Annotated in this window: 23 protein-coding genes; 10 read left to right on the top strand and 13 right to left on the bottom strand. The window is 69.4% G+C overall.

Features of this window, described 5'->3' with window-relative positions; genetic code table 11:
• Positions 1–95: 95 nt before the first annotated feature.
• Positions 96–2,141 (top strand): NAD-dependent DNA ligase LigA, encoded by a 2,046-nt coding sequence (gene ligA, locus NO878_RS04410; RefSeq protein ID WP_256404748.1) that lies wholly within the window; start codon positions 96–98, stop codon positions 2,139–2,141.
• 48 nt (positions 2,142–2,189) lie between these two features.
• On the top strand, positions 2,190–3,077 hold the full coding sequence (locus NO878_RS04405) for a PLP-dependent cysteine synthase family protein (RefSeq protein ID WP_256404747.1): 888 nt from the start codon (positions 2,190–2,192) through the stop codon (positions 3,075–3,077).
• Here the strand turns inward: NO878_RS04405 and NO878_RS04400 are convergent.
• From NO878_RS04400 to cyaB, 4 genes are all read right to left on the bottom strand, one after another.
• The gene (locus NO878_RS04400; protein WP_256404746.1) at positions 3,074–3,526 is read right to left on the bottom strand and encodes a DUF5804 family protein; all 453 of its coding nucleotides are present in this window, start codon (positions 3,524–3,526) and stop codon (positions 3,074–3,076) included. The genes NO878_RS04405 and NO878_RS04400 overlap by 4 nt on opposite strands.
• A gap of 43 nt (positions 3,527–3,569) precedes the next feature.
• Positions 3,570–4,751 carry a tRNA sulfurtransferase gene (locus NO878_RS04395; RefSeq protein WP_379824189.1) on the bottom strand — a complete coding sequence of 394 codons (1,182 nt, stop codon included), beginning with the start codon at positions 4,749–4,751 and terminating at the stop codon, positions 3,570–3,572.
• 64 nt (positions 4,752–4,815) lie between these two features.
• On the bottom strand, positions 4,816–6,036 hold the full coding sequence (locus tag NO878_RS04390; RefSeq protein ID WP_256404744.1) for a methionine adenosyltransferase: 1,221 nt from the start codon (positions 6,034–6,036) through the stop codon (positions 4,816–4,818).
• Positions 6,037–6,098: 62 nt separating this feature from the next.
• Positions 6,099–6,647, bottom strand: a complete 549-nt coding sequence (gene cyaB / locus NO878_RS04385) for a class IV adenylate cyclase (protein ID WP_256404743.1) — start codon at positions 6,645–6,647, stop codon at positions 6,099–6,101.
• 114 nt (positions 6,648–6,761) lie between these two features.
• On the opposite strand from cyaB, the gene NO878_RS04380 reads away from it, so the two are divergent.
• Positions 6,762–7,763, top strand: a complete 1,002-nt coding sequence (locus NO878_RS04380) for an FKBP-type peptidyl-prolyl cis-trans isomerase (RefSeq protein ID WP_256404742.1) — start codon at positions 6,762–6,764, stop codon at positions 7,761–7,763.
• A gap of 43 nt (positions 7,764–7,806) precedes the next feature.
• On the opposite strand, the gene NO878_RS04375 is transcribed toward NO878_RS04380, so the two are convergent.
• From NO878_RS04375 to NO878_RS04365, 3 genes are all read right to left on the bottom strand, one after another.
• Complete coding sequence (locus NO878_RS04375; RefSeq protein ID WP_256404741.1) at positions 7,807–8,430, bottom strand: RAD55 family ATPase; 624 nt, start codon at positions 8,428–8,430, stop codon at positions 7,807–7,809.
• Between the two features lie 9 nt (positions 8,431–8,439).
• On the bottom strand, positions 8,440–9,087 hold the full coding sequence (locus tag NO878_RS04370; RefSeq protein ID WP_256404740.1) for a MinD/ParA family ATP-binding protein: 648 nt from the start codon (positions 9,085–9,087) through the stop codon (positions 8,440–8,442).
• A 154-nt stretch (positions 9,088–9,241) separates the two neighbouring features.
• On the bottom strand, positions 9,242–9,616 hold the full coding sequence (locus NO878_RS04365; protein WP_256404739.1) for a YlbF/YmcA family competence regulator: 375 nt from the start codon (positions 9,614–9,616) through the stop codon (positions 9,242–9,244).
• 104 nt (positions 9,617–9,720) lie between these two features.
• Here NO878_RS04365 and NO878_RS04360 point away from each other — a divergent pair, with 104 nt between their 5' ends.
• Positions 9,721–11,754 carry a hydantoinase/oxoprolinase family protein gene (locus NO878_RS04360; protein ID WP_256404738.1) on the top strand — a complete coding sequence of 678 codons (2,034 nt, stop codon included), beginning with the start codon at positions 9,721–9,723 and terminating at the stop codon, positions 11,752–11,754.
• Positions 11,751–13,454 (top strand): hydantoinase B/oxoprolinase family protein, encoded by a 1,704-nt coding sequence (locus NO878_RS04355; RefSeq protein WP_256404737.1) that lies wholly within the window; start codon positions 11,751–11,753, stop codon positions 13,452–13,454. The genes NO878_RS04360 and NO878_RS04355 overlap by 4 nt, the downstream gene beginning before the upstream one ends.
• On the opposite strand, the gene NO878_RS04350 is transcribed toward NO878_RS04355, so the two are convergent.
• A complete protein-coding gene (locus NO878_RS04350; RefSeq protein ID WP_256404736.1) occupies positions 13,448–14,107 on the bottom strand; it encodes an RAD55 family ATPase in 660 nt (219 codons plus the stop codon). The two genes, NO878_RS04355 and NO878_RS04350, sit on opposite strands and share 7 nt — an antisense overlap.
• Entirely contained in the window at positions 14,100–14,696 is a 597-nt protein-coding gene (locus NO878_RS04345) for a response regulator transcription factor (protein ID WP_256404735.1), read from the bottom strand. Before NO878_RS04345 ends, NO878_RS04350 begins: the two co-directional genes overlap by 8 nt.
• A gap of 99 nt (positions 14,697–14,795) precedes the next feature.
• Here NO878_RS04345 and NO878_RS04340 point away from each other — a divergent pair, with 99 nt between their 5' ends.
• Positions 14,796–15,593: a BtpA/SgcQ family protein gene (locus tag NO878_RS04340; protein WP_256404734.1), complete on the top strand. Its 798-nt coding sequence runs from the start codon at positions 14,796–14,798 to the stop codon at positions 15,591–15,593.
• On the opposite strand, the gene NO878_RS04335 is transcribed toward NO878_RS04340, so the two are convergent.
• Entirely contained in the window at positions 15,590–16,726 is a 1,137-nt protein-coding gene (locus tag NO878_RS04335; protein ID WP_256404733.1) for an NAD(P)/FAD-dependent oxidoreductase, read from the bottom strand. The genes NO878_RS04340 and NO878_RS04335 overlap by 4 nt on opposite strands.
• 82 nt (positions 16,727–16,808) lie before the next feature.
• Here NO878_RS04335 and NO878_RS04330 point away from each other — a divergent pair, with 82 nt between their 5' ends.
• Entirely contained in the window at positions 16,809–17,363 is a 555-nt protein-coding gene (locus NO878_RS04330) for a beta/alpha barrel domain-containing protein (RefSeq protein WP_256404732.1), read from the top strand.
• On the opposite strand, the gene mvaD is transcribed toward NO878_RS04330, so the two are convergent.
• On the bottom strand, positions 17,360–18,328 hold the full coding sequence (mvaD, locus tag NO878_RS04325) for a phosphomevalonate decarboxylase MvaD (RefSeq protein ID WP_256404731.1): 969 nt from the start codon (positions 18,326–18,328) through the stop codon (positions 17,360–17,362). The two genes, NO878_RS04330 and mvaD, sit on opposite strands and share 4 nt — an antisense overlap.
• Before the next feature lie 92 nt (positions 18,329–18,420).
• On the opposite strand from mvaD, the gene NO878_RS04320 reads away from it, so the two are divergent.
• Positions 18,421–19,302 carry a hypothetical protein gene (locus NO878_RS04320; RefSeq protein WP_256404730.1) on the top strand — a complete coding sequence of 294 codons (882 nt, stop codon included), beginning with the start codon at positions 18,421–18,423 and terminating at the stop codon, positions 19,300–19,302.
• Positions 19,303–19,341: 39 nt separating this feature from the next.
• On the opposite strand, the gene NO878_RS04315 is transcribed toward NO878_RS04320, so the two are convergent.
• On the bottom strand, positions 19,342–21,048 hold the full coding sequence (locus NO878_RS04315; RefSeq protein ID WP_256404729.1) for a glutamate--tRNA ligase: 1,707 nt from the start codon (positions 21,046–21,048) through the stop codon (positions 19,342–19,344).
• A 164-nt stretch (positions 21,049–21,212) separates the two neighbouring features.
• Between NO878_RS04315 and NO878_RS04310 the strand changes: the two genes are divergently transcribed.
• A complete protein-coding gene (locus NO878_RS04310; RefSeq protein ID WP_256404728.1) occupies positions 21,213–21,935 on the top strand; it encodes a fumarylacetoacetate hydrolase family protein in 723 nt (240 codons plus the stop codon).
• Between the two features lie 18 nt (positions 21,936–21,953).
• On the opposite strand, the gene NO878_RS04305 is transcribed toward NO878_RS04310, so the two are convergent.
• Positions 21,954–22,910, bottom strand: coding sequence for a D-2-hydroxyacid dehydrogenase (locus tag NO878_RS04305; RefSeq protein WP_256404727.1), 957 nt, complete (start codon positions 22,908–22,910; stop codon positions 21,954–21,956).
• A gap of 95 nt (positions 22,911–23,005) precedes the next feature.
• On the opposite strand from NO878_RS04305, the gene NO878_RS04300 reads away from it, so the two are divergent.
• Positions 23,006–24,379: an NAD(P)/FAD-dependent oxidoreductase gene (locus NO878_RS04300; protein WP_256404726.1), complete on the top strand. Its 1,374-nt coding sequence runs from the start codon at positions 23,006–23,008 to the stop codon at positions 24,377–24,379.
• The last annotated feature ends 237 nt before the right edge of the window (positions 24,380–24,616 follow it).

The raw sequence follows: 24,616 nt of genomic DNA, 5'->3' as shown, positions 1-24,616 counted from the left end.
CGGGCTTAACGCCGACGCTCCGGGCATCCACCCGTCGCCGGCCGCCGCGAGTCGCCGGCTATTCGTATCCGGCAGCCCCGTGTGTGGACAGCGAGATGGTCGAGGAACCAGCGGACAACCCGTACGTACGCGACCCGGACACGTCGTTCGCGCCGGTCGACGACCTCGACGCGGCGACGGCCCGCGAACAGGCCCGGCGGCTCAGGGCAGCGATCGAATACCACAACTACCGCTACTACGTGGCGAACGACCCCGTAATCGCCGACCGAACCTACGACGCACTGTTCGACCGCCTGGACGACTTGGAGGCGGCGTTCGACCTCGACGACGAACACTCGCCGACCCGTCGGGTGGGGGGCGCCCCGCTCGACGAACTGGAGACGGTCGAACACGTCGCCCCGCTCCTGAGTCTGCAGTCCTCCGGTGACGCCGCCGAGATTCGCGAGTTCGACCGTCGTATCCGGGAGGCCGTCGGCGACGTGACCTACTCGGCGGAGCCGAAGTTCGACGGCTTCTCCGTCGAGGTGGTGTACGAGGACGGCGTCTTCGACCGTGCAGTCACCCGTGGCGACGGCGAGGAGGGCGAGGACGTCTCCGCGAACCTCCGGACGGTCGGAAGCGTCCCCCTGCGCCTGCGGGACGCGCCCGACTTCCTGGCCGTTCGGGGCGAGGTCTACATGCCCCGCTCGGGCTTTCAAACGCTGAATCAGCGGCGGATCGAGCGCGGCGACGACCCCTTCGCCAACCCACGGAACGCGGCGGCCGGGACGGTTCGACTGCTCGACCCCTCGACGGTCGCGGACCGCCCGCTCGATGTCTTCTTCTACGACGTGATCGAGACGTCGGCGACGATCACCAGCCAGCGCGAGGCGTTCGACCTCCTCCGCGAACTGGGCTTTCGGGTGAACGACGAGACGACGCTCGTCGAGGACGTCGAAGCGGTGCTCGACTACCGCGACCGCCTCATGGCGGCCCGCGAGGACCTCGAATACGAGATCGACGGCGTCGTTGCCAAGGTCGACGACGTCGGGAAGCGCGAGCAACTGGGGTCGACCGCCCGCCACCCGCGGTGGGCCTTCGCCTACAAGTTCCCCGCGCGAACCGGCGAGACGACCGTGGAGAGAATCGTCGTCCAGGTGGGGCGGACGGGGAAGCTAACGCCCGTCGCCCTGCTCGATCCCGTCGACCTCCAAGGGGTCACGATCAGCCGCGCGACGCTTCACAACGCCGCACAGATCCGCGACCTCGGGGTCCACGCGGGCGCAACCGTTCGCGTCGAGCGTGCCGGCGACGTCATCCCCGAGGTGTCAGAGGTGGTCGCGGACGACGAGAACGACAGCGAGAGCTTCGCCATGCCCGAGACCTGCCCCGTCTGTGACGGCCCGGTCGCCCGCGAGGGCGAGCACCACTACTGTACGAACGCCTCGTGTCCGGCACAGCTTCGGCGGCGCCTCCAACACTTCTGCTCGCGGGACGCGATGGATATCGAGGGGGTAGGAGAGGCGGCCGCCGACCGACTGGTCGAGGCGGGACTGGTCGAGTCGCTCGCGGATCTCTACACCCTCGATGTCGACGACCTTGCGGCCCTCGACGGGTGGGGCGAGCGGTCGGCGGCGAACCTCCGCGACGAACTGGCGGCGAGCGAGGGGGCCGACCTCGGCTCTTTCCTCTACGCTCTCGGGATTCGACACGTCGGGACCGAGCGGGCGCGGGCGCTCGCGGCGGCGTTCGACCTGTCGGACCTGAAAAACGCGAACGCCGAGGACCTCCAGGCCGTCGAGGACGTGGGGCCGGAGGTGGCTGAGGCCGTGACCGCCTTCTTCGAGTCGCCGGCGAACGTGGAGACGGTCGACCGACTGGCCGAGGCGGTGGGACCGGAATCCCCCGCTGACGAGGGGGGTGACGAACTCGACGGCCTGACCCTCGTGTTCACGGGGAGTCTCCCGGGCTACACCCGGTCGGAGCTGTCGAACCTGCTCGAAACCCACGGCGCGAACGTCACGTCGTCGGTCAGCGGCGCGACGGACTACCTCGTGGTCGGGGAGAACCCCGGCCAACGAAAGCGCGAGCAGGCCGATGCGGAGGATGTCGAGACGCTCGATCCCGCGGCCTTCGAGGAGCGAATTCTGTCCCGACTGTAAGACCCGGTTCCATCATCGATTTAGGCGGCGGCCTCGAACCGAGTGCGTATGTACGATAGCGTCCTCGACGCCATCGGCTCGCCTCTGGTGCGGATCGACTCCCCACCGGGGACGACCGTGGCGGCGAAAATCGAGTCGAAGAACCCGGGCGGGTCGGCGAAAGACCGCCCGGCGATGGCGATGGTCGAGGCCGCGGAGGAGCGGGGCGAACTCGAACCCGGCGACACCATCGTCGAACCCACGAGCGGCAACACGGGCATCGGTCTCGCCGTCGTCGGCGCCGCCAAGGGATACGATGTCCACATCGTGATGCCGTCCTCGAAGTCGCCGGAGCGCCGTGCGATCATGAAGGCGTACGGCGCCGAGGTTCACCTCGTCGACGGCGAGATGGACGCCGCAAGGACGCTGGCCGACGAACTGGCGGCCGAGGGGATGGTCCAGATGCAGCAGTTCGAGAACCCCGCGAACCCCGAGTCTCACTACCGAACGACGGGCAAAGAGATCTTAGAGCAGACGGACCGTCGGATCGACGCGCTGGTCTGTGGGGTCGGCACCGGCGGCACCATCTCCGGAACTGGCCGGCGTCTGAAAGAGGCGTTTCCCGAGATGACGGTCGTGGGCGTCCAGCCGGACACCAACCGATTCCTGAGTGGCGACCCCGGTGCCGACGAGTTCCAGGGGATGGGGCCGGGGTTCGTCGCCGAGAACGTCGACGTGGACCTCCTCGACGACGTGGAGGACGTATCGCTGGCGGCCGCCGAAGACGAGTGTCGACGCCTCGCGCGCGAGGAGGGGGTTCTGGTCGGCCAGTCGAGTGGTGCGTCCAGTCTCGGCGCGAAACGGGTTGCCGAACGCCTCGACGTCGCGGACCCGTTCGTGGTCACGGTGTTCTGGGACAGCGGCGAGCGCTACATGTCGACCGGAATGTTCGACTAACCGCCGAACTCGGCCTCGGTCACGCGGACGACGACGGTGTCGTCGAGCGGCCGGAGGTCGTACTCCGGGACGCGCCCGTCGGTGCGGGTGGCGTACATTGGCTCGACGAGCGTGTCGCCGTCGAGGCCGTAGACGCGGAGGAACGTGTCGGTGTCGGCGGGGTCGACGTTCTCGTCGCGGACGGCCGTCGCGAGGTCACGGGAGAGCCACTCGTCGGTCGAGACGCTTGGCTCCCGGACCAGCGCGCAGTCGGCAAAGCGGACGAGATACCAGTTCAGATCGTTCAGAAGCGAGACGGCGGCCCCGAGGCTGACGGTGTCGACGGCGACCGAGTTGGCGAACGGTTCGTGGAGGTCGTAGGTGGCGAGTGCCGCCCGCGACGTCTCCCGCGAGAGCAGTTCGTATCGGAGGTCGACGTCCGCGTCCCCGACGAGGCAGACCTGCGTCACGGTCGTGTGGTCGGCGGGCGGGACTAAATTGGTTGCGACGGGCTCACCCGTCGACGATCCACAGGTCGTCGACGGCCGCCGCGGCGTCGGCGAGCAGGTCGTCCGGTTCGGCCGCCTCGACGGTATCGAGAGTCGCCCCCGTCGCGGGGGTGTCGGGAGCGAGCCGTTCACAGCCCACCGGTATCGACGAGTGCTCGTCGGTGCCGATGGCGCGTGCCTGCTCGATGATCGCCTCCTTATCGCGGGTGAGCAACGGCCGGTGGACCGGGACGTCGACCGCCGCGTCGGTGACCGCGAGATTCGCCGCGGTCTGACTCGACTTCTGCCCGATGGCCTCGCCGGTGACGACCCCGGCCGCGTCGGTACGCTCCACGACGACCGCTGCCATCCGCAGGATCGCGCGCCGCCAGGAGAGCATCCGGGTGTCCGCCACCTCGGCGGCCAGCCGTTCGACGACCGACCCCCCGGGGACGATCCGGAGCCGACAGTCGACGTTGGGGGCGTACGACGCGAGGCGGTCGGCGGTCGCCGTGGCGCGGGCCTCGTGATCGGGGCCGCCGTAGTCCCCGAGACGGACGTAGAGGGGGTAGACCGGGGAGCCGCGGCGCATCGCCTCGTAGGCCGCGACGGGGGAGTCGTGGCCGCCGCTGACGAGCGCAACGAGCGGCGCCTGCGTCCCGACGGGCAACCCGCCGGGGCCTGCGACACTTCGAGCGGCGACGTGGGCACGACCGTTCCGCACCTCGACGTGGTACGTCCGGTCGGGGTCGTCGAGGTCGACCGTCGCGTCGGTGACGGCGCCAACGATCCGTCCGCCGTCGCGCTCGATGTCGCGACTGGAGCAGTCGCCGTCGCCGACACACCGGGCGCGGACGGCGTAGGTGTCGGGCGGCGACGTGGCACGCGCCAGGGTGGCGAGTGCGTCGCCGATGGCGTCGGCGTCTGCAGGACGGGTCGCCACCGGTCGGGCCCAGACGACACCCGGCGCGTCGGCGGCGACGCGGGCGGCGCGTCCGGGGTCGGGGGTGTCGACGACGAGCCGTGCCCAGGTCTGCTCGACCGTCGCCTTGACGTCCCGGTCCGCGAGGAGGGCGGCGAGGTTGTCCCGGAGGCGACGGGTCATCTTCGCCCGCACCTCGCTACTTTTCGTCGAGAGTTCGCCAAAGCTCACGAGGACGGCGTCCGCGGGGTCGTTCCCGTCGGTGACGGTGTCACGCTCGTCCACGGTCACGGTCAGCGTAGGCGGCCAGGATACTAGGGTGTTCGGTCCGGTCGCGTCGGACCGGCGTTCAGAACGTCCGGAGTTCGCCCTCGATGACCGAGCGGGTCACGTCGGTCACGTCGGCGAGCTCCCGGTCGGCGATGGTCTCGATGTCGGCCTCGATGTCCGAGAGTGCGACGTCGTCCTCGGTGACGACGAAGACGTCGGCGACGTGCGGTTGGTCGATGGGGCGGCCAATCTGTGAGAGCAGGCGCACCCGGAACTCGCGGATGCCGGGCACCTCGTCGACGACCGACTCCGCGATGCGCGTGCTGAGGAGGTTGTAGATCTTTCCGATGTGGTTGACGGGGTTCTTGCCGCTGGTGGCCTCCATGCTCATGGGACGATTGGGGGTGATGAGGCCGTTGGCGCGGTTGCCGCGGCCGACGGAGCCGTCGTCGCCCTGTTCGGCGCTGGTGCCGGTCGTGGTGAGGTAGATCGACCCCTCGTCGTAGTCGTCGGCGGTGTTCACCTCGACGGCGACACTCCGGTCGGTGCGGGCCTCCGCGAGGTCCGTGACAGCCTCGCGAACCTTGTCGACGGCGTCGCGGTAGGCCGCCATGTCCGGGAGGTGCCGGTCGATCATCGCCGCGGCCACCGTCAGGTCGATGTGATCGCCCTCGCGTTTGCCCATGATCTTCACGTCCGGGCCGAGTTCCGGATTCTCGGCCGCGTAGGGGCCGTTGAGATGCTCCTCGGCGTCGCGGACGATCCGCTCGGTTTCGGTCAGTGGTGCGTGGCCGACGCCGAAACTCGTGTCGTTGGCCATCGGGACGGCTGCCCCCTCCTCCCCGAAGACGGTCTGGAGGTCGCCGCTCCCTTCCCCGAGGCGCACGTCGACGATCACGTCGGTGCCGAAGTCGAGTTCGGGGACGACCTCGTTCAGATATTCGCGGGCCGCAGACAGCGCCGCCGTATCGACGGGGAGGGTGTACTCGGTGCCGTCCGGCGCCTCGTACTCTCGGGTCGCCCGCCCCACGATCAGGATGTAGATCGGTTCGACCACCTCACCGCCGCCGAACGCCGGCGCGGCGTTGCCCGCGGCCAACTGCGTCTCGTCGGTGTTGTAGTGAAGCACTTCCCCCACGCGGTCGAGATAGAGGTTCGACAGCGCACGCGAGACGTGTTCGGCGATCCCGTCACAGAGGGAGTCGGGGTGGCCGATCCCTTTCCGCTCGACGATCTCCACCTCCTGGTCCTCGACCGCACGCCGGTCGCTGGACTCAATTCGAATGTTCCGGTCGCTCATCGGCGGCAGTTGTCGCCGCCGGGTGCTATAACTTGCGGAAACCTTTCGACTCCGTAGTATTACTACTGAGAATTTTCTGCGTCCAACAGGAGGCCGAGATACGACGTCCGGATCTGGTCGTCCGGGTCGAGGGTTAGGTCACGGAGGTGAGCGGCGGCGCCCTCACGGACCGCCTCAACGTCCGCTTCCGTCGCCTCGCGTTCGATTTCGACGAACTCGCCAAGGTCGCCGACCGTATCCAGCGTCACCGTGTAGCCGTCGAGCCGGTATCGGTCGCGGTCCTTCTCGACGACGGCCGCGGGCGAGAAGCCGAGGGCGTCGAGAACCTCGGCCATCCGGTCGGCGTCGGCGACGCCCGTCTCCACCTCCCGGCGGGTCTTCGAGGCCGCCTCGACGAGTGGCCCCTTGTACGTGATCCGGGTCGCCGAGTCGTCGTCGGCCTCCTCCCGCCGGATCCGAAGCGCCTCGTCGGTTTCGCCGAAGTCGCGGTGGGGGGCGTCGTAGTAGGTGTCCACCTGTTGGACGCGCCCGACGTGTTCGGCGTCGAGCGCCGACAGTCGCTCGCGGACCGCCTCGTGGGATGCCCGCACCTTCAACTCGACTTCGTACATACCCCATCCGTCGGGAGCCGGGCCGAAAAAGCCCGCTATCGGTGATCGCGGCGCCGCCACTCACGTCGGACGGGAAACGTGATTCTTAAGGGTCGCACGGGAGTTGTGGGTGGTATGAGTGACGAACAGGCCGAATCGGCCGACGAGCCGGTAGACGCCGACACGGCCGATGACCCCGACGCGGAGACTGCAACTGAGTCCGAGACCGAGGCGGCGTCCGGCCTGCAGGACGGTGACTTCGTCCGTCTCGACTACACCATCCGAACCACGGACGACGACCAGGTCGTCGACACGACCAGTCAGGAGGTGGCCGAGGAGGCCGGCATCGACGAGGAGGGCCACGAGTTCGAGCCCCGAACCGTCGTTATCGGCGCGGGACACGTCTTCCAGGCCGTCGACGACGACCTGATCGGCAGTGACGTCGGCGACGAGAGCACCGTCGCGGTCGACGCCGTCGAGGCCTTCGGCGAGTTCGACCCCGACGACGTGCGGACCGTCAGCGCCGAGAAGATCGACGAGGACGACCGCTACCCCGGCGCTCACGTCACCGTCGACGGAGAACAGGGCCACGTCGAGACGATCATCGGCGGCCGCGCCCGTGTCGACTTCAACCACCCGCTCGCCGGCGAGGACCTCGAATACGAGTACGAGGTGCTCGACGTCGTCGACGACCCCGCGGAACAGGCCCAGGGTCTGCTCGGCATGTACCTCGATCAAGCGCCCGAGGTCTGGATCGAAACCGACGAAGTCGAGGAAGAGGTTCAAGTCGAAGTCGAGAGCGACGACGACGAGGACCCCGAGTACGAGACCGAGACCCAGACCGCCGAGAAAGAGACGCTGTACGTCGAAGCCACGCCGACGATGACGATGAACCAGCAGTGGCTCTTCCAGAAACAGCAGATCGCTCAGCAGATCATGGACCGTCTCGACCTGGACCGCGTCATCGTCCAGGAGACCATCGACGGCTCCGGCGGCATGATGGGCGGTATGGGCGGCATGATGGGCGGTATGGGTGGCGCCGGCGGCGCCGACGTCGAGGAAGCCCTCGAGGATGTCGACGTTGACGCCGACGAAATCGTCGAAGAACTCGAAGACGACGTCGACCTCGAAGAGTAACACGCTTCTCCGTTCTTCGAGCCGACGGGTCGTCGGTGACCCGTCAGGCGATGTCGCGGCTGGTGTCGATAGTGACGCCGTCGGTGAGTTTCAGCTTGATAGTCTCCTCTAGGGCGCTCCCGCCGCGGAACTTGGGGACGGCGAGTCGGTTGACGATCTGTGAGCCGCTGGTGTCCGTCCGGAGGTCGAACACCACGTCCGCCATATGTTCCGTGAGCGACCGGTTGGGCGTGTCGTCGCCGTGCATTGCATGTAACACCGCAATCGATCCCGTGTTGACCATGTGGGTCTGGAGTTCGTTAAGAAAGCGCCGATACCGGGTCGGCTCGGCGTCTTCGAGGGGATCAACGACGTCGATGAGGAGGTTGGCACTCTCGGGGAGGTCCTTCACGAGGCGGGTCGCGTTGTCGATGGGTGGGTAGTCGCCAGCGTCACGGACCGACAGGCGGTCGACGCCGCCGCGGTAGCGCTCGATGGCGTCACGCACCGCCTGTTCCGAACGGATCGTCGTCACGTACAGCGTCCCCCGCGCGGCCGCAATCTCGTACAGTAGCGACTCAGACTGGCTGGCCGGATCGGCGCTCAGCAGGAGGATGCTCCCCGGCGGAATCCCCCCGTCGAGCTGTCTGTCGAGGACCGAAATCCCCGTTGGCAGACGCTTGGCCATTGTTCGATATCACGCTTGGGACGCTAATAGGTCTTCTCCCAACTGCATCGCGAGGCGTCGGTAGGCGCGTCGTACCCGCTCGTCGTCGAGGATTGGCGGGTCAGCCGGGGGCACCGACGCGGCCACCGGACAGTCGAGGAGGTCGGTCACCGCGTCGGGGGCCGAGCGTGTGCGGGTCAACACGACCCCACACACCGGGGCGCCGAGGGTCCGGGCCATCGCGGCCGTCTTGACGGCGTCCCGGAGCGCTGGCGCACAGAGCGTCGTGACGAGGAGCGTCGCGTCCGCGGCCCGGAGCGGGGCGGCGGCATCCGGGCCGGCGCCGCCGGGGCAGTCCACGAGCGCCGGCCGGTCGGCCGCGGCCACCCTGTCGAGCGCCCGGGCGAGTGCGTCCGGGTCGGCGCCGGCGTCGCCGACGTGGGGCGCAGGCAGGACGCCAACCCCCGGCTCGTCGGATCCCGTCCGTGCGACGCCTCCCACGCCACGGTCGTCGACGGCCGCGAGCGTCGGCTCACGGTCGACGCCGGCGAGCGCGTGCAGGTTCGGCATATCGGCGTCGGCGTCGGCCGCGACGACCGGCGGGTCGAGCGCCGCGGCCAGGCCGAGGGCCGTCGTCGTCTTTCCCACTCCGCTCTTGCCTCCGGCGATGGCGAGCATGGCGGGGGGTGGACGCCCCACCGGATTTGAACGTCGGGGTGAAAACGGGTCACACAGCCGTCTCGATGGTGTTCCACGAATGACGGGAACTGTTTTCTGGTGGTTCGTCGGAGCATCTCGGCGACCCACCGGTAACGATTCGGGATACCCCGTATCAGTCGTGACAGCAGCCGCCGGCCTCGCCGCCGAAGTCGACGGCGAGTGGCTCGGAGATTGCGCGGTTGACCGCTTCGAGTTGGCTCTGGAGCGCCTCTTGGGCGTTCAGGTACTCCTCCATCACCGGCAGCGAGTGGAGGTCGTTCTGTGCCTGCTGGAGTTTTGCGACGTGTTCCTGGCTCGCCTCGCCGGCCTCGCGGGCCGTGACGAACTCGTCGCGGAGGCGTTCGACCTCGGCGATCCGCTCTTGTGCGTCCGGGTCGTCCTCGACGGCGGCTTTCGCCTCCGCGAAGCGCTCGTAGGCGGGTGAGTCCGCGATGGCTTCGCCGAGTTCCGAGCCCAGATCCTCCAGCCGACTCGTTGTCGTGCTCATATCTCCCCTTGCGGCTCCCGGCGTTTCAATTTGCCGCCCCCGCCCTCCGCAACTGGGTCGGGAGCCGGCCGGAGGTTTATCTGCCACCCCTCCCTGCCCCCGGTATGGAAACCGACACACGTGTCGGGGTCGACGTCGGCGGCACCTTCACGGACGTGGTCGTCGCCGACGCCGACGGACTCGCGACGCTGAAGGTACCGTCGACGCCCGACGCCCCGGACCGGGGCGTTCTCGACGGGGTCGACGCCGCGGGCGAGGCGGCCAATCTCGACCCGGCCACAGTCGAGTTCTTTGCCCACGGAACGACCGTCGCCACGAACGCCCTCCTCGAACGCGAGTGGGCCGAGACGGCGCTCGTGACGACCGCAGGGTTCCGCGACGCGGTCGAGATTGGTCGACAGACCCGCCCCGACCTCTACGACCTGCGCGCCGAGAAGCCGTCACCGGTCGTCGACCGGGACCGGCGCTTCGAGGTGCCCGAACGCCTCGATCACCGGGGCGAGGTCGTCGAACCCCTCGACGAGGACGCCGCCCGCGAGGTAGCCCATGCCGTCGCCGACGCCGACGTCGAGAGCGTCGCCGTCGCCTTCCTCTTTGCCTTCGAGGACGACGTCCACGAGCGGCGGATGGCGGCACGCCTCCGCGAGGCGGGCGTCGACGCCGAACTGTCGCTGTCCAGTGACGTCTTGCCCGAGATCCGAGAGTACGAGCGCACGCTGGCGACGACGATCAACGCCGCGCTCAAGCCGGTGATGAACCGATATCTGGGGCGCTTGGAGGAGGGTATCGCCTCGGCCGGCGTTCCCGCGGCGATGCAGGTGATGCAGTCAAACGGCGGGGTCGCCTCGGCGGCCGCGGCGCGAGAGCGTCCCGTGAATACGCTCCTCTCGGGGCCGGCCGCGGGCGTCCGCGGCGCCGCCCACGTCGCGGGTGCCGCCGGGTTCGACGACGTCCTCACGATGGACATGGGCGGCACCTCGTGTGACGTGTCGCTGGTCCGGGACGGCGACCCCGTCGTCTCGACGGAGGGATCGGTCGGCGAGTATCCGGTCAACGTCCCGATGGTCGACGTACACACCATCGGCGCGGGCGGCGGCTCGGTCGCGTGGGTCGACGAGGGGGGAAGCCTGCGCGTCGGTCCCCGGTCGGCCGGCGCCGACCCCGGCCCGATCTGTTATGGCCGCGGCGGGACCGAGCCGACGGTCACCGACGCCCACCTCCTGCTCGGCCGGATCGACCCCGGTGCCTTCTTCGCGGAGAGCGCAGACGAGGCGACCGTCCGCGAGGCGGTCCGGGAGCGAATCGCAGACCCCCTCGATCTGAGCGCCGACGCGGCCGCACAGGGGATTCTCGACGTCGCCAACGCGAACATGGAACGGGCGCTGCGCGTCGTCTCCGTCGAGCGCGGCCACGACCCCCGCGATTTCTCCCTCGTCGCCTACGGCGGTGCCGGGCCGCTCCACGCCGCGGAACTCGCCGCCGAACTCGACGTACCGCAGGTCGTCGTCCCCCGCTCGGCCGGCGTTCTCTCCGCGCTTGGCCTCCTCATCAGCGACGTGGTCTACGAGGACGGCGTCTCGGCGGTCCGGCCGTGGGACGCGGTCGACCCCGCGGCACTCACCGAGCGCTTCGAGGCGCTCGCGGACGAGCGCCGGGACCGTCTCGCCGACGAGGGCTACCCCCCGGAACGCCGGCGGTTCGAACGCGCTGTCGACCTGCGATACCGCGGCCAGTCCTTCGACCTCCGGGTTCCGCTCCCGGACGGCCCACTGGACGACGCGGCACTCGCGACCGTCGAGGATCGCTTCCACGAGCGCCACGAGCGCCGATACGGCCACGCCTCCCCCGACGAACCAGTCGAACTCGTCACCCTTCGCCTTCGCTCGCGGGGCGTCGTCGATCCGCCTCCGCTCTCGATGGCCGACGAGGTGACGGGTACGCCGGCCCCGCAGGCGACCCGCACCGCCTCCTTCGACGGGGCGACCCACGAGACGCCGGTCTTCGACCGTGCGGCGCTCGGACCGGGTGCCGCACTCGACGGCCCGGCGGTGATCGAGGGGACGGAAAGCACCGTCGTCGTCCCGCCGGGGGCGGCAGCGAGCGTCGACGACCTGGGAAACGTGGTGATCGAGCCATGAGCGAGGCGGTCGATCCGGTGACCCTGGAGGTCCTCCGTAACGCCTGTGTCGCCGTCGCCGAGGAGATGAACGCGACGCTCGTCCGGACGAGTTACTCGCCGAACATCAAGGACCGCCGCGACTGCTCGTGTGCGCTGTTCGACCTGACCGACGGGGTCGCCGAGATGATCAGCCAGGCGGAGAACATCCCGGTTCACCTCGGCGCGATGCCGTACTCGGTGGCGGCGGCGGTCGAGGCGTTCCCGCCCGACGAACTGCAGGATGGCGACGCCATTCTCCTGAACGACCCGTTCCACGGCGGCGCCCACCTGCCCGATATGACGCTCGTGACACCGATCTTCGTCGACGACGAACTGGTCGCCGTCGCGGCCAACCGCGCTCACCACGCCGACGTGGGTGGGGGACAGGCGGGCAGCGTCGCCGCCGATTCGACGGAGATCTATCAGGAGGGCCTCCGCGTCCCGCCCGTGAAACTCTACGACGGCGGCGACCCCGTCGCGGACGTCTTCGACCTGCTCCTGACGAACGTGCGGACGCCCGACGAGCGACGGGGCGACTTCCGCGCCCAGCGGGCGGCCAACCGGACGGCCGTCGAACGGGTCCGCGAGGTGACCGAGCGCCACGGCCTCGATACGTTCCGCGCGGCGACGGCGGAGATAAAGGCCTACGCCGAACGCCGGATGCGCGCCGAAATCGACGCGCTCCCGGACGGCACTGTCACATTCGAGGATTACCTCGACGACGACGGTCAGGGGCACACGGATCTTCGGATCGCCGTCTCGGTGACCGTCGACGGCGACGAACTCGTCGTCGACTTCGCGGGGACGAGCGACCAGGTCGCGGGTGCGATCAACGCCCCCCTCGCGGTGACGGCGTCGGCGACGTACTACGCGGTGCGCTGTGTCACCGATCCCGACGTGCCGCCGAACGCGGGAACGTATCGACCGGTCGAGATCCGTGCCCCCGAGGGGACGGTCGTCAACGCGACGCCGCCCGCAGCCGTCGTCGGCGGAAACCTCGAAGTCTCACAGCGGGTGACCGACGCCCTCCTCGGGGCGTTCGGGACCGAGGCGCCGGAGCGCTCCGTCGCCGCCGCTCAGGGGACGATGAACAGCGTCACCTTCGGCGGGGCCGACCGGACGGGCGAACCCTTCGCGTTCTACGAGACGGTCGGCGGCGGCTACGGCGGTCGGGCCGGCGCCGACGGCATGGACGGCGTCCACGCCCACATGAGCAACACGCTCAACACGCCGGCGGAGGTGCTCGAAACCGTCTACCCGCTCCGTGTGCGCCGCTACGCCTACCGCCCGGACTCGGGGGGCAGCGGCGAGTTCCGCGGTGGTCTCGGCCTCCGGCGCGACATCGAAGTGCTCACCGATGGCGTGGCGTTCAGCCTCCTTGCCGACCGGCGGCACCACCGACCCTACGGGATCGCTGGCGGCGACGCCGGCGACGCCGGCGCGGACCGACTCCACCGGGACGGCGAGTCCGTCGCTATTCCGGCTAAGTCGACTCACGCCCTCGACGCCGGCGACGTGGTGTGTCTCCGGACGCCGGGCGGCGGCGGCTACGGCGACCCGGCGGACCGCGACCCGGAGGCCGTGGCTCGCGACCTACGTCTGGGGAAGGTGTCCGCGGCGCGAGCCAGCGAGGTGTACGACATCGACCCCGACACCGCCGCCGAGCGCGACGATCAGTAAGGGAACGCGGTCCACTCGGGGGCCATACCGGACAGGCCACGGACACGAACCTCGCGGTTCCCGTCTTCCTCGCGGAGTTCGATCACGGCGTCGAAGATGGAGGTGACGACGTTGACGAAGCGGTCCTCGTGGGTCGTGGGGTCGAGACTGTAAACGCCGAGGTAGCCGGCGGCGCTCGTCCGCCGGGAGAGCACGTGCAGGAACGAGAAGGCTCGTTCGGCGTCGACGTACTGGAGGAGCGTCGAGATGGAGACAAAGCCCAAGCGGAGCCGAGGAGGGGACCCGACCGCCTCGACGGCCTCCGTGAACGCGACACCCATCCCGGTGAGGTCAGCGGGCGAGTTCACCCGGTGGACCGTGGGGTCGTCGTCGCCGGGGGCACCGGAAGCGTCGACGATACGGAACGTCTCGGGGGTGATGCAGCTCTGCCGATCCTCGAACTCCGTGTGGATGCGCGGCGCCGGATCGTCGGTCGTCATCACGACGATTGGGTCGGTCGATGCCGCAGGCGCGAGGAGGTCGAACACCACCTGGCGCTTGCCCGACATCGCGGGGCCGGAGACGAGCAGGTTCATACCGGGATCGAACGCGCCGACGTCGATAGGCAGGGCGTCACCCAGCGGGTATTCGGACTGGGCGTCGCCCTCAGCCATCGGCGGCCCCCTCGCCCGAGTCGTCGATGGCCCGGAGGGTGGCGACGAACCGCGCGTCGTCGGTGTAGTCCGCCGCCTCGGCTTCGAGCGTACTCCGCAGCGACTCGATCCGCTCCTCTAAGTCGGCGAAGGCCTCGTTTCGGTCGAGTTCGTGTGCCGATTTCCCATCGCGTAGCGCCGCACGCTTCGCGAGCAGTGAGTGGTACTTCCGGACGTCCTCGGCGTGCTGGCTCAGGGAGAGCAGGTCGTCGATGGTCGCCCTGAGTTCGTCGTGACTCGTCGGCTTGGTGATGTAGTCGTCGAATCCCATCCCGAGGATGTCGAAGTCGGGGTCGACGGCGGTCACCATCGCCACCCGCACCCCCAGGTCACGGTCCCGGATGCGGTCGAGCACCTCCCCACCGGAGACGCCGGGCATCCGGCGGTCGAGCAACACCACGTCCACCGACTCGTCGAGTTGCGATAGCGCGCTTTCGCCGTCGTACGCCTCACGGACATCGTACGACGTCTCTAGATACCGGCGGTACGTGCGAACGACGTCTCTGTCGTCGTCGACGATGAGCACCGTCCCCCCCTCGCTCGTGGTCATTCTCGCGGTCTATCGCTAGTCCGGGACGGCGATAATTAAACCCCCTTGTCGTGGGGCCAGGGCGGAGTGTTTTCCCCTCCGAGTACGCACAGGTTCGTGATGACCAACCTCCCACGCGTCGTCGGCATGGTCCACCTGCCACCGCTCCCGGGGTCGCCCGGCTTCGACGGCGACCGTGCGGCGATTCGTGACCGTGTGCGTGCCGACGCACGGGCACTCGACGCGGGCGGCGTCGACGCCCTCCTCGTCGAGAACTTCGGTGACGCCCCGTTTTACCCCGAGACCGTCCCTCGACACGTCGTCGCGTCGATGACCGATCTGACGCGACTCGTCGTTCAGACGGTCGACCGGCCGGTCGGGGTGAACGTCCTCCGCAACGACGCGACCGCGGCGCTGTCGGTCGCGGCCGCCGCCGGCGCCGACTTCGTCCGCGTCAACGTCCACACCGGCGCGCGCGTCGCCGACCAGGGCGTGATCGAGGGTCGCGCCCACGAGACGCTCCGCCTGCGCGACCGTCTCGACGCTGACGTGTCGATCCTCGCAGACACGGCGGTGAAACACTCGACGTCCTTGGGCGACGCGACGGCCACCGACCGCGACACGACGGGTGACGACGTCGACGACCTGGTCGAACGGGGGCGTGCGGACGGCGTGATCGCCAGCGGTCCCCGGACGGGCGAGGGTGTCGACCACGCCCGCCTCGACGCGGTCGCTGAGCGGTGTGTTGCCCACGACGTTCCGCTGTACGTCGGCAGCGGCGTCACCCCGGCGACGGTCGGCGACCTCCTCGACGTGGCCGACGGGGTGATCGTCGGGACGGCGCTGAAACGCGACGGCGAGACAACCGCCCCGGTCGACTCCGACCGGGTCCGGGACCTCCTCGCGGCGGCGGATTAGCTCAGTTCCTCGCGTGCCAACTCGACGGCCCGGGTGACCGCTCCGACCGAGGAGAGGTGACCGGCGCCGACGGTGGCTTTCATCGCCCGTGCGGCGGCCCCCCGGAACACCTTCGGGCCGACCGTAGCGACGGCGTCGTCGCCGACGGAGGCGATCCATCCCGGGGCGTCGAACCGGAACGGCTCCAGTCGGGGTTCGAAGCCCGCGTCTCGGGGGTCGCTCTCCTCGCGTGCGGCCTGGACGAGACGGTCGATGTTGGTGGCGACCGTTCCCGCCTCGCGGATCGCGGCCGCGGCGCTTGCGGGGACGGCCTCGCCGTCGGCGTCGACAACCTTCGCGGCGTCGCCCACGGCGAAGGTGTGGGCGTCGAGTCGGAGGTCACCTCGCACGACGGGCCGGTCACCGTCCAGCGCCGCCGGACCACAGATGCCGCCGGTCCAGACGAACGTATCGTAGGGGACGGTCCGGCCGTCGACCTCGACCGCCTCGGCGCTCGCCCCGGTCACTTGGGCGCCGGTTTCGACGGCGACGCCCGCGTCAACGAGGGCGTCCCGGACGGCCGACTGAAACGACGCGGGAAACGCCGGCGCCACCGAGTCTAGCCGTTCGAGAAGTGTCACCTCGACGGCGGCGTCGCGTTCCTCGGCTAGCGCCGCGAGTTCGCCCGCTACCTGCACGCCAGAGAGGCCGGCCCCGCCGACGACCGCCCGACCCCCGGTCGCGCAGGTGTCGAGGAAGTCCTCGCGGAGGCGGCGGGCGTGGGAGAGCCGCTTCAGCGGAATCCCGTGTTCGTGGACGCCTGGGATGTCGTAGAAGGCCGTCTCGGCGCCGAGACAGACTGCCGCGTAGTCGTAGTCGAGGTGGCCGTCGTCTAGGTGGACGCGGCGGGCTTCGCGGTCGATACCCTCGACGCGCGCGGGCCGAACCGTCGCCCGCGAGAGGGTGTCTTCGAGCGGCACGGTGATGGCGTCGGCCACCGACGGCTGGCGGACGACCCGGTGGAGTTCGTGCTGGACGAGGTGGGTGTCGGACTCGTCGACGACGACGAGCTCGACCGACTCGGGGAGCCGGGATTCGAGGCGACGGGCGAGTGTCAGGCCGGCGTAACCGGCACCAAGAACGACGACGCGCATACCGTCCCGTTGGCTCCACACGGCAAAGAAGGGTCGCCCGGGGACGGCGGGGTCCGGAACAGTTCGGCCGACCCATATAAGTATGCGCGCGCCGACCCCCCAACGAATGGGCGTCGAAGGGTTCGTCTGCTGGACGGCACACTCGATTCACGACCGCACCGAACTGCGGCACGTCCTAGACGCACAGCTATCGGGAGGGACGCAGGCGCTCCGGGAGGCCCGCGAGGCGGGACTGCTCGACGGGACGGCGTTGCGTCCGCGGGGTCTCGCCGCCGCCCACGAGTTTGCGGAACAGAGCGGCCTCCCCATTACCGGGCCGACCGACGCAGTCGCCGACTTTAGCGCGCTCCTCGACGGGATTCGAGCCGCCGCCGACGAGGGGCGGGCGCTCACCGTCGAGGCCGTCCCCGAAGGCTTCAGCCGCGTTACCCCCACCGCCGGCCGGTTCGACCGAGCGTACCACACCGTCAACGTAGCTCGGGAGTACCCCGACGGCGTGGAGGTGGAGTTGAACTACCGCTCGCGCGATCCGAGTCACCCGGGCGAGACGAGACCCAACCGGTCGAGTGCGATTCTGTGGCTCCGCGGCGACGTGGACCGCGAGTACGACCACCGACGCGAGTGGGTCGAGGGTTAGAACAGGGCGTCGTCCTCGGGGCGGATCCGCGCGGGACCGCCGACCTCCCACACCTCGGTCTCGACGCCGCAGTCGGCAACCGCCGAGACTACGCGGTCGACGTGGTCCGCGGTGGTGTTGACGTAGACGCTCGCACCGGTGTCCGTCGAGAAGTAGACGGGAACGCCCTCGTCGCGGAGCGCCCGCACCGTATTGAACACCGCGATGGTTCGGGGTTGCCAGTACACCCACCCCGCGGGGCCGGTCATCGTCGTCGCCGCCAGCGACAGGGAGTCGTGTTCCGCGAGTTCGAACGTTCGGTCGAACTGCCCGTCGCTGAGCGCGTCGCGCATCTCGGCGATCTGTCCGTGGATGTGGGCCATCCGCGCCTGGAACATGTGGCTGTCGGCGGCCTCCTCGTGAGCCTGTTCGGTCTCCTTGTAGGAGGGGACGAGTGCGGCGACGATCCGCAACTCATCTTCGAGATCCGTCTCGATCCGCTCGGAGCGACAGTCGGCGTCGTTCAGCCCCGTCCGGAGGTGAGAGAAGGCGCCGGTGACGGCGCGGGCGGCCGACGCGGAGCCACGGCGAGCGATGGTCGAGATTTCGGGACGAGAGAGGTCCAGATCGGCTGCCTCGGCGAGCGCCATCGCGGCCGCGGCAAAGCCCGAGGCCGAAGAGCCGAAGCCGACGTTCGACTGGAAGGAGTTCTCGCTCTCTAAGCGGACGGGCGCGTCGATGTCCGCACGCTCGCGAACGTGGTCGACGACGGCGTCGATCCGCTCGGCGCCCCGTCCCTCGACGGGGTCGCCGTCGACGACGTAGACGTCCTCGTCAGTCGCGCCGAACTCGACGGTGGTGGTGGTCCGGCTGGGCGCCGTACAGACGCTAATGCTGTCGTGATACGGGAGTCTGAGTTCGGGGTCGCGCATCCCGTGATACTTCACGAGCCCCTGGATGGGGTGGGCCGTGGCGGTCGCCTTCATGTTCGAAGGGGCGTCGGACGGGCGGATAAACGTCCCGAAACGGCCGGCTCCGGGCGGGGCAGGTATAAGAGCCGCCGGGCCGAGGGCGTGATATGCCACGCGTCTCTCGACGACGACTCATCCGAACGGCGGGCGTCGCCGGCGCGTTCGCGCTCGCGGGTTGTTCTGCCGACGGCGACGACGACCCGGTGACGGGAGCCCCCACCACCACCGGGACGCCGACGGCCACGTCGACGCCGACGCCGACACCGCGCCTGCCGGCGGACGAATCCCTCGGATTCGAGGCGCTGTTGGCGCGGACGCCGACCCACCCCGAAACCCCCGACCGGGCCACCGTCTGGGCGCGATATCTCGACGCGGCGCCCCTTCTCGCCGACGTGAACGACGACACGGTCCGACAGCGACTCCGACAGGGGTGGCTCGGCTCGGGGCCGCCGGCGCACACCGACGCCGACGCGTTCGAACTCGTCCACGTTCAGCCGGCGACGCTGCCGAACGTGACTCTCGGCCGGGGCGACTACGACGCCGAGACGGCCGTCGCGGGGATGCGGGCCGACGGCTGGACCGAATCCAACACCGACCGCCCCGAGGTGTACCTCACCCACGGCGGCTACGCGGCCGCGGTCGGGGAGCGCTTCTGGATCGTCACGAGCGTCGCCGACGCCGACACCGTCGCGTCGCTCGTGGCGGCGATGACGACCGATCCGCTCGTCGACCACCTCGACGACGTGGACCTGACGGCGGTCGCTCGCGCGACCGAAGAACGGGGCAACTACACGGTCGTGGAGCGGTCGGTGCCGGGCGACTACGCGGCCGGAATCGCCGTCGACTACGAACCCCATCGCTTCCCGGTCGGTGTGTTGCAGTACGCCGCCGGCCGGGCGTCGCCGTCGTGGGAGCGCGTCGAGCGCCGCTTCGAAACCCGCGTCGCCGGCGAACTCCGGGCGTCGGATTTCGGCGACGACTTCGGGTAGGGACGGCGGCGGTCCCGCTCGTCACCGGTGGGCTAGCGCCTACTCGTGGGTGAAGTACGCCACCGCCTCGTCGCCGAGGGCGTCGATCCGAGCGAAGCCGACGCGTTCGAACTGCACCACGTCGTCGACGGCGGCGTCGGCCAGCGCGGGTTCCGCGACTCCCGTCACGTCGCCGTCGGTCGTCCGCAGTCGGAGGGGGACGCCGCCCTCGGCGGGCGCCCAGTGGATCACCGGTACGTCCTCCTCGCGGACGGCGGCGATGTCGTCGCCGACGTACGTGAAGCCGTCGTCGACGTGGCGGACACAGCCGAAGCCCTTGAGCCAGACTCGCTCGCCCGTCGGGGGAACGTCGGCGGGTTCGACCAGGACCGCACCGGGCACGGGCACGTCGCGGCGGCCACGCTCCTCGTGTTCTGGGTGGACGGGCGGGTGGCCCGCGTCCGGCCCGCCGTCGACGGCCATCTCGACGCCGTCGCGGACGAAGAAGTGGCGGTCGGCGCCGTCGTCGATCAGGTCGCGGTTGTTCGCGTACACCGCGCTCATCGACAGTTCGACGTTGCTCGTCGAGGTGCCGAGTTCGATCATCGCGTCGACGATGGCCTGGCCGCGGATCCCCCGACGTCGCAGGCTGGCGAGCGTCGGCGCGCGCGGGTCGTCCCAGCCGTCCAGCTTCCCCTCGTCGATCAGTTCCTTGATCGTCGACGTCGAGAGGCTCACGTCGTACTCGTCGACTTGGACGTGCCCCCAGTGGACGACCTCGGGGTACTCCCAGTCGAAGTAGTCGTAGACGAACCGCTGGCGCTTCGCGGAGTCCTGCAGGTCGATGCCGCGGATGATGTGGGTGACGCCCGTGAGGTGGTCGTCGACGCCGGACTGGAAATCGAGCATGGGCCAGCAGCGGTAGTCGCTGGCCGCCTCGCGGGGGTGTGGCCGGTCGATCATCCGGAAGGCAACCCAGTCCCTGAGCGCCGGGTTCTTGTGGGTGATATCGGTGCGGACCCGAAGGGTCATCTCGCCCGCGGAGTACTCGCCGTCGATCATCGCTTCGAACTCCTCGCGGGTCTGCTCGGGGTCTTTCTCGCGGTGGGGACAGGCCTCGCCCGCGTTCTTCAACTCGGAGAACTCGGCCCCCGGACAGGAGCAGGTGTAGGCCCCGCCGCGGTCGATCAGCTCTCGAGCGTGGTCGTAGTAGGTCTCCAGACGGTCGCTCGCACGGAGCACCGTATCGGGTTCGAAGCCAAGATAGTCGATGGCATCGAGGATGGCGTCGTAGGCTTCCAGGTCCGGGCGCTTCGTCTCGGGGTCCGTGTCGTCGAACCGGCAGATGAACCGGCCGTCGTAGCGTTCCTTGTACGTCCCGATGACGGCGGGCATCCGGGCGTGTCCGAGGTGCCACGGGCCGTTCGGGTTTGGCGCGGCGCGCATCACGACGCCGTCTTCGACGTTCGACAGGTCCGGGAGCGGATGCTCCTCGCCCTCGTCTTCGCTCTCTAACTCGGCCAGTTTCTCGGGGGCCAGCGTCGCGAGTTCGTCGCGTCGCTCCGCGTCCGAGAGTCCGTTCACCTCGCTCACGACCCCGCCGATGACGCCGGGAATTTCGTCGGCGTGCTCGCGAAATTCGGGGTTCTCGCCCATCAGCGGGCCCATGACCGCGCCCACATCCGCATCGCTCTCGTATTTCACCGCGTTGAGGAGTGCGTGCGTCCGCGCCGCTCGTTCGACACGGTCGCGCAGTTCGGAGTCCATTACCCTTCGGTTCCGGCCGGCGCGTAAAAACTGACGTGGATCGAGGGCCGCGGGTAGGGGTACGTCAGTCGTTACCGATTCACATAGTAAACGCTTTCGGCCCGACCGGTGCGCCCACGGCGGCGTTCCACAAGCGGTTTGTCGGTCGGCCGGGACGGGAGCGTATGAGACGCGCGCGCATCGCGGTAGACGGCGCAATCCACGAAGGCGAGTACCGGGACGGTGTCGTCACGACCGACGCCGGGGAGTTCGTCGTTGGCGACGACGGCCACTTGGCCCCGCCGTGCGATCCCTCGGCACTCTATTGTGTCGGGCGGAACTTCGCCGAGACGCTCGACCAGATGGAGTACGACGTGCCCGACCAGCCGGCGTTCTTCATCAAGCCACCGGCCTCGGTCATCGCCCACGACCAGCCGGTCCCCTACCCAACGTTCTCTGAGGAGGTAACCTACGCCGGCGAACTCGCGGCCGTCATCGGCGAGCGGTGTCACCGTCTCGACCCCGAAGAGGTCCCCGAGGTGGTGCAGGGCTATACGATCATGAACGACCTCGACGCGCTCGATCAGCCGGGTCGCACCGCGCGGAAGGCCTTCGACGCCTCCGGGCCACTGGGCCCGTGGATCGAGACTGACCTCGATCCGCACGGAATCGACATGCACACCGACGTGAGCGGCGAGCGCCGGCAGGAGGCGAACACGGAACTCATGCTGTTCGACCCCTACGATATCGTCGCCTTCCTCTCCGAGCGGTTTACCCTCCGCCCGGGCGACGTGATCGCCTTCGGCAGCCCGGCCAACCCGGGCACCGTCGAACCCGGCGATAGCGTCGAGATCACCTACGAGGGCGTCGGCACGCTTCGTAACGAGATCGCGCCGCCAGAGCGCTGACGCCGCCCCTGGCCGAGATCAGGCCACCTGATTGTCCAGCCCCTCGACCGCCCCCGTCTGTTCCATCCGGCGCAGATTTTCGGCGAGAATGTCGGCGAGGCGGTCGTAGTATTTCGGCGTGTTGCCGGCGTTGTGTGGCGTGATCCGCACGTTGTCGAACGACCATAGCGGGTGGTCCGCGGGCAGGGGTTCGGGGTCAGTCACGTCGAGTGTCGCCCCGCGAATGTCCTCGTTCCGGAGCACCGTCACTAGAGCGTCGGTGTCGACGACGGGGCCGCGCGCGACGTTGACGAGGAGTGCGTCCGCGCGCATCGATGCCAGGGCGTCGGCGTCGATCAGCCCTCGCGTGGTGTCGGTAAGGGGGCAGGCGAGGATCACGTAGTCCGCCCGGGCGAGGGCCTCGTGAGTCCGGTCGAACCCGACCACCTCGTCGGTCGGGCCGCCCTTCTCGGGCGTGTAGCGGACTCCAATCGTCTCGACGCCGAAGGGGTGGAGACGGTCGACGAGCGCGGAGCCGATGGCGCCGAGACCGACGACGGCGGCCGTGCTCCCCTGAAGTTCGCGGACGGGATAGGCCTCCCAGTGGGCGCGTTCCTGTCGCTCCCGGGCGAGGCGGAATCGGCGTTCGTGGGCGATCAGCGACCCGACCACGTACTCCGAGATGTTGGGGCCGTGGACGCCCGCCGCGTTGGTGACGGCGACGCCGGCGTCGGTCAGCGCCTCCACGTCGAGGTGGCCGGTGCCGGCGTAGGTACAGGCAAAGAGTTCGAGGTTCGGAGCATCCTCCAGCCACGCGGGGTCGAAGTCGATGCCGGTCGCCACCCGCGCTCGGGCGAGCAGATCGCGTTCCTCCGTGGGCGTGGTGGCAACGGCAATCTCGTGATCGGGGAGGCGCTTGCGGAGCCTCTCGCCGTAGGATTCGGGTGCCATGCCGTGGACCTTCTGCCGCAGGACGACGACGTCCGGATCAGTCATGGGCGGCGTTGCTCGCGCCTCCGTTATAGACCCTCGGGGACGGACCGACCGTCGCGTTCCGGGCGTTTAATACAGTCGCCCGCCGGAGGGTGGGTATGGAATACGTCGACGTAGCCGTCGTCGGCGGCGGGCCAGCCGGATCGGCGGCGGCGCACGCGGCGGCCGAGGCCGGCGCGTCCGCGCGCGTCTTCGAGAAGGGCGTCCCCCGCGACGACCGGCCCGGACTCGGGCCGGATTCGACGGACGCCGCCGGGATTCTCGATTACTGGGTCGACATCATGGGCATCCATCCCGACGAGTTTCCCGACGACGTCCTGCTGTCGCAACTCGACCGCGCGGCGTTCGTCGGGCCGACGGAGTCCTGTGTCCTGCACAGCACGGGGATCGACTCGTCGTACGACGCCTTCGGCTACACCTTCCACCGCGCCCGCTTCGACGACTGGCTCCGGGAGCGCGCCGAGTCCGCGGGCGCCGACTACCGCGTGGGCGTCTCCGTCCGCGACGTGGAGACGACCCTCGACGAGTCGCCGAGACACACCATCAAGCTGGCCGACGGCGACGCGGTGGCCGCCGACTACGTCATCCTCGCCGACGGCCCACAGCGCACCGTCACCAACCGCGTGCTGGACCGCTACCTGCCCTACCCGGTGACCGACCGCCTCGGGACGACCACGGCCAACCACATCGCGTATCAGGAACACCGACGTCTCCCCCCGGCCGTCGCCGAGGACCTTCGGGGCGCCATCACGTTCTGGTGGGGTTATATCCCCGGGCACACCGCCTATCCGTGGATCTTCCCCAACGACGACGACGTCGCCCGCATCGGACTCACGATGCCCATCGGTCTCGACTTGGACGACGTGACCGATCCCGGCTCGTACGCCCTGCTCCGGCCGGACGACGAGACGGTGCCCGGCGGCGGCGAGTATCTCCGGCGCCTCCTCGAATACGAGTACGGCGACGAATACGACGTTCCGGAGGACTTCCCGCTGGTCGAGGACCGGGGCAAGTCCAGTGGCACCGAAACCTACCCCATCTCCTCGACCCGACCCGTCGACTCCCCGGTCGAGGCGGGGGTTGCCGTCGTCGGCGGCGCGATGGGCACCACCTCCGCGTTCCACGAGGGTGGCGACCACGTGGCCGTCCGCACCGGGTCGATAGCGGGCGAGTTGGCCGGCTCCGGCGACCTCTCGCGGTACAACGACGCCTGGAAGGACGCCATCGAGAACGAAATCCTGCGGAACGTGACGATGGCCGACATGGTCACGGACTACGGCCCGAGCGACTGGGACCGCATCTTCCGCACCGCCAGCCGGATGCTCGCCTCGGAGGACGGCTATCAGCTGTTCGACCGGACGTTCGCCGCCGGGTGGAACGCCATCAAACTGCTCGTGGGCTATCGGTGGCGGAAGCGACGCCTTCGGTCGGGCGGCTACGTCAACATCCCCGCGACCGACTACGTCTACTGACGCCGTGTCACAAGAGGTTAGCCGCTGGGCCGTCTCTGGTTGAGTGCGTGCCTTCAGTCCCCGCCCGAGCACGCCCACTAGGGCGCGATGACCGCGCGGCGAACCCGGGCACGTGACACGGGCTGTCCGTCGCACAGCCGATCCAACCCCGCGACCGCCCGGCACGAGGGTTAGCCGGCCGACACGGCACGCCGCCAGGGATGAGGCCGGACGTTAGTGTTCCGGGCGACACTTTGC

The sequence above is a fragment of the Haloplanus ruber genome, assembly GCF_024494725.1.
GTDB lineage: Archaea > Halobacteriota > Halobacteria > Halobacteriales > Haloferacaceae > Haloplanus > Haloplanus ruber.
The sequence above is the reverse complement of the archived record's forward strand: the minus strand, read 5'-3'. Positions and strand labels throughout refer to the sequence as shown.

Bases quoted from the DNA above. Each gene is read 5' to 3' on its own strand.
- ligA (WP_256404748.1), top strand. From the start codon at position 96: ATGGTCGAGGAACCAGCGGACAACCCGTACGTACGCGACCCGGACACG.
- NO878_RS04405 (WP_256404747.1), top strand. From the start codon at position 2,190: ATGTACGATAGCGTCCTCGACGCCATCGGCTCGCCTCTGGTGCGGATC.
- NO878_RS04390 (WP_256404744.1), bottom strand. From the start codon at position 6,036: ATGAGCGACCGGAACATTCGAATTGAGTCCAGCGACCGGCGTGCGGTC.
- cyaB (WP_256404743.1), bottom strand. From the start codon at position 6,647: ATGTACGAAGTCGAGTTGAAGGTGCGGGCATCCCACGAGGCGGTCCGC.
- NO878_RS04380 (WP_256404742.1), top strand. From the start codon at position 6,762: ATGAGTGACGAACAGGCCGAATCGGCCGACGAGCCGGTAGACGCCGAC.
- NO878_RS04375 (WP_256404741.1), bottom strand. From the start codon at position 8,430: ATGGCCAAGCGTCTGCCAACGGGGATTTCGGTCCTCGACAGACAGCTC.
- NO878_RS04370 (WP_256404740.1), bottom strand. From the start codon at position 9,087: ATGCTCGCCATCGCCGGAGGCAAGAGCGGAGTGGGAAAGACGACGACG.
- NO878_RS04365 (WP_256404739.1), bottom strand. From the start codon at position 9,616: ATGAGCACGACAACGAGTCGGCTGGAGGATCTGGGCTCGGAACTCGGC.
- NO878_RS04360 (WP_256404738.1), top strand. From the start codon at position 9,721: ATGGAAACCGACACACGTGTCGGGGTCGACGTCGGCGGCACCTTCACG.
- NO878_RS04355 (WP_256404737.1), top strand. From the start codon at position 11,751: ATGAGCGAGGCGGTCGATCCGGTGACCCTGGAGGTCCTCCGTAACGCC.
- NO878_RS04350 (WP_256404736.1), bottom strand. From the start codon at position 14,107: ATGGCTGAGGGCGACGCCCAGTCCGAATACCCGCTGGGTGACGCCCTG.
- NO878_RS04345 (WP_256404735.1), bottom strand. From the start codon at position 14,696: ATGACCACGAGCGAGGGGGGGACGGTGCTCATCGTCGACGACGACAGA.
- NO878_RS04340 (WP_256404734.1), top strand. From the start codon at position 14,796: ATGACCAACCTCCCACGCGTCGTCGGCATGGTCCACCTGCCACCGCTC.
- NO878_RS04335 (WP_256404733.1), bottom strand. From the start codon at position 16,726: ATGCGCGTCGTCGTTCTTGGTGCCGGTTACGCCGGCCTGACACTCGCC.
- NO878_RS04330 (WP_256404732.1), top strand. From the start codon at position 16,809: ATGCGCGCGCCGACCCCCCAACGAATGGGCGTCGAAGGGTTCGTCTGC.
- mvaD (WP_256404731.1), bottom strand. From the start codon at position 18,328: ATGAAGGCGACCGCCACGGCCCACCCCATCCAGGGGCTCGTGAAGTAT.
- NO878_RS04320 (WP_256404730.1), top strand. From the start codon at position 18,421: ATGCCACGCGTCTCTCGACGACGACTCATCCGAACGGCGGGCGTCGCC.
- NO878_RS04315 (WP_256404729.1), bottom strand. From the start codon at position 21,048: ATGGACTCCGAACTGCGCGACCGTGTCGAACGAGCGGCGCGGACGCAC.
- NO878_RS04310 (WP_256404728.1), top strand. From the start codon at position 21,213: ATGAGACGCGCGCGCATCGCGGTAGACGGCGCAATCCACGAAGGCGAG.
- NO878_RS04305 (WP_256404727.1), bottom strand. From the start codon at position 22,910: ATGACTGATCCGGACGTCGTCGTCCTGCGGCAGAAGGTCCACGGCATG.
- NO878_RS04300 (WP_256404726.1), top strand. From the start codon at position 23,006: ATGGAATACGTCGACGTAGCCGTCGTCGGCGGCGGGCCAGCCGGATCG.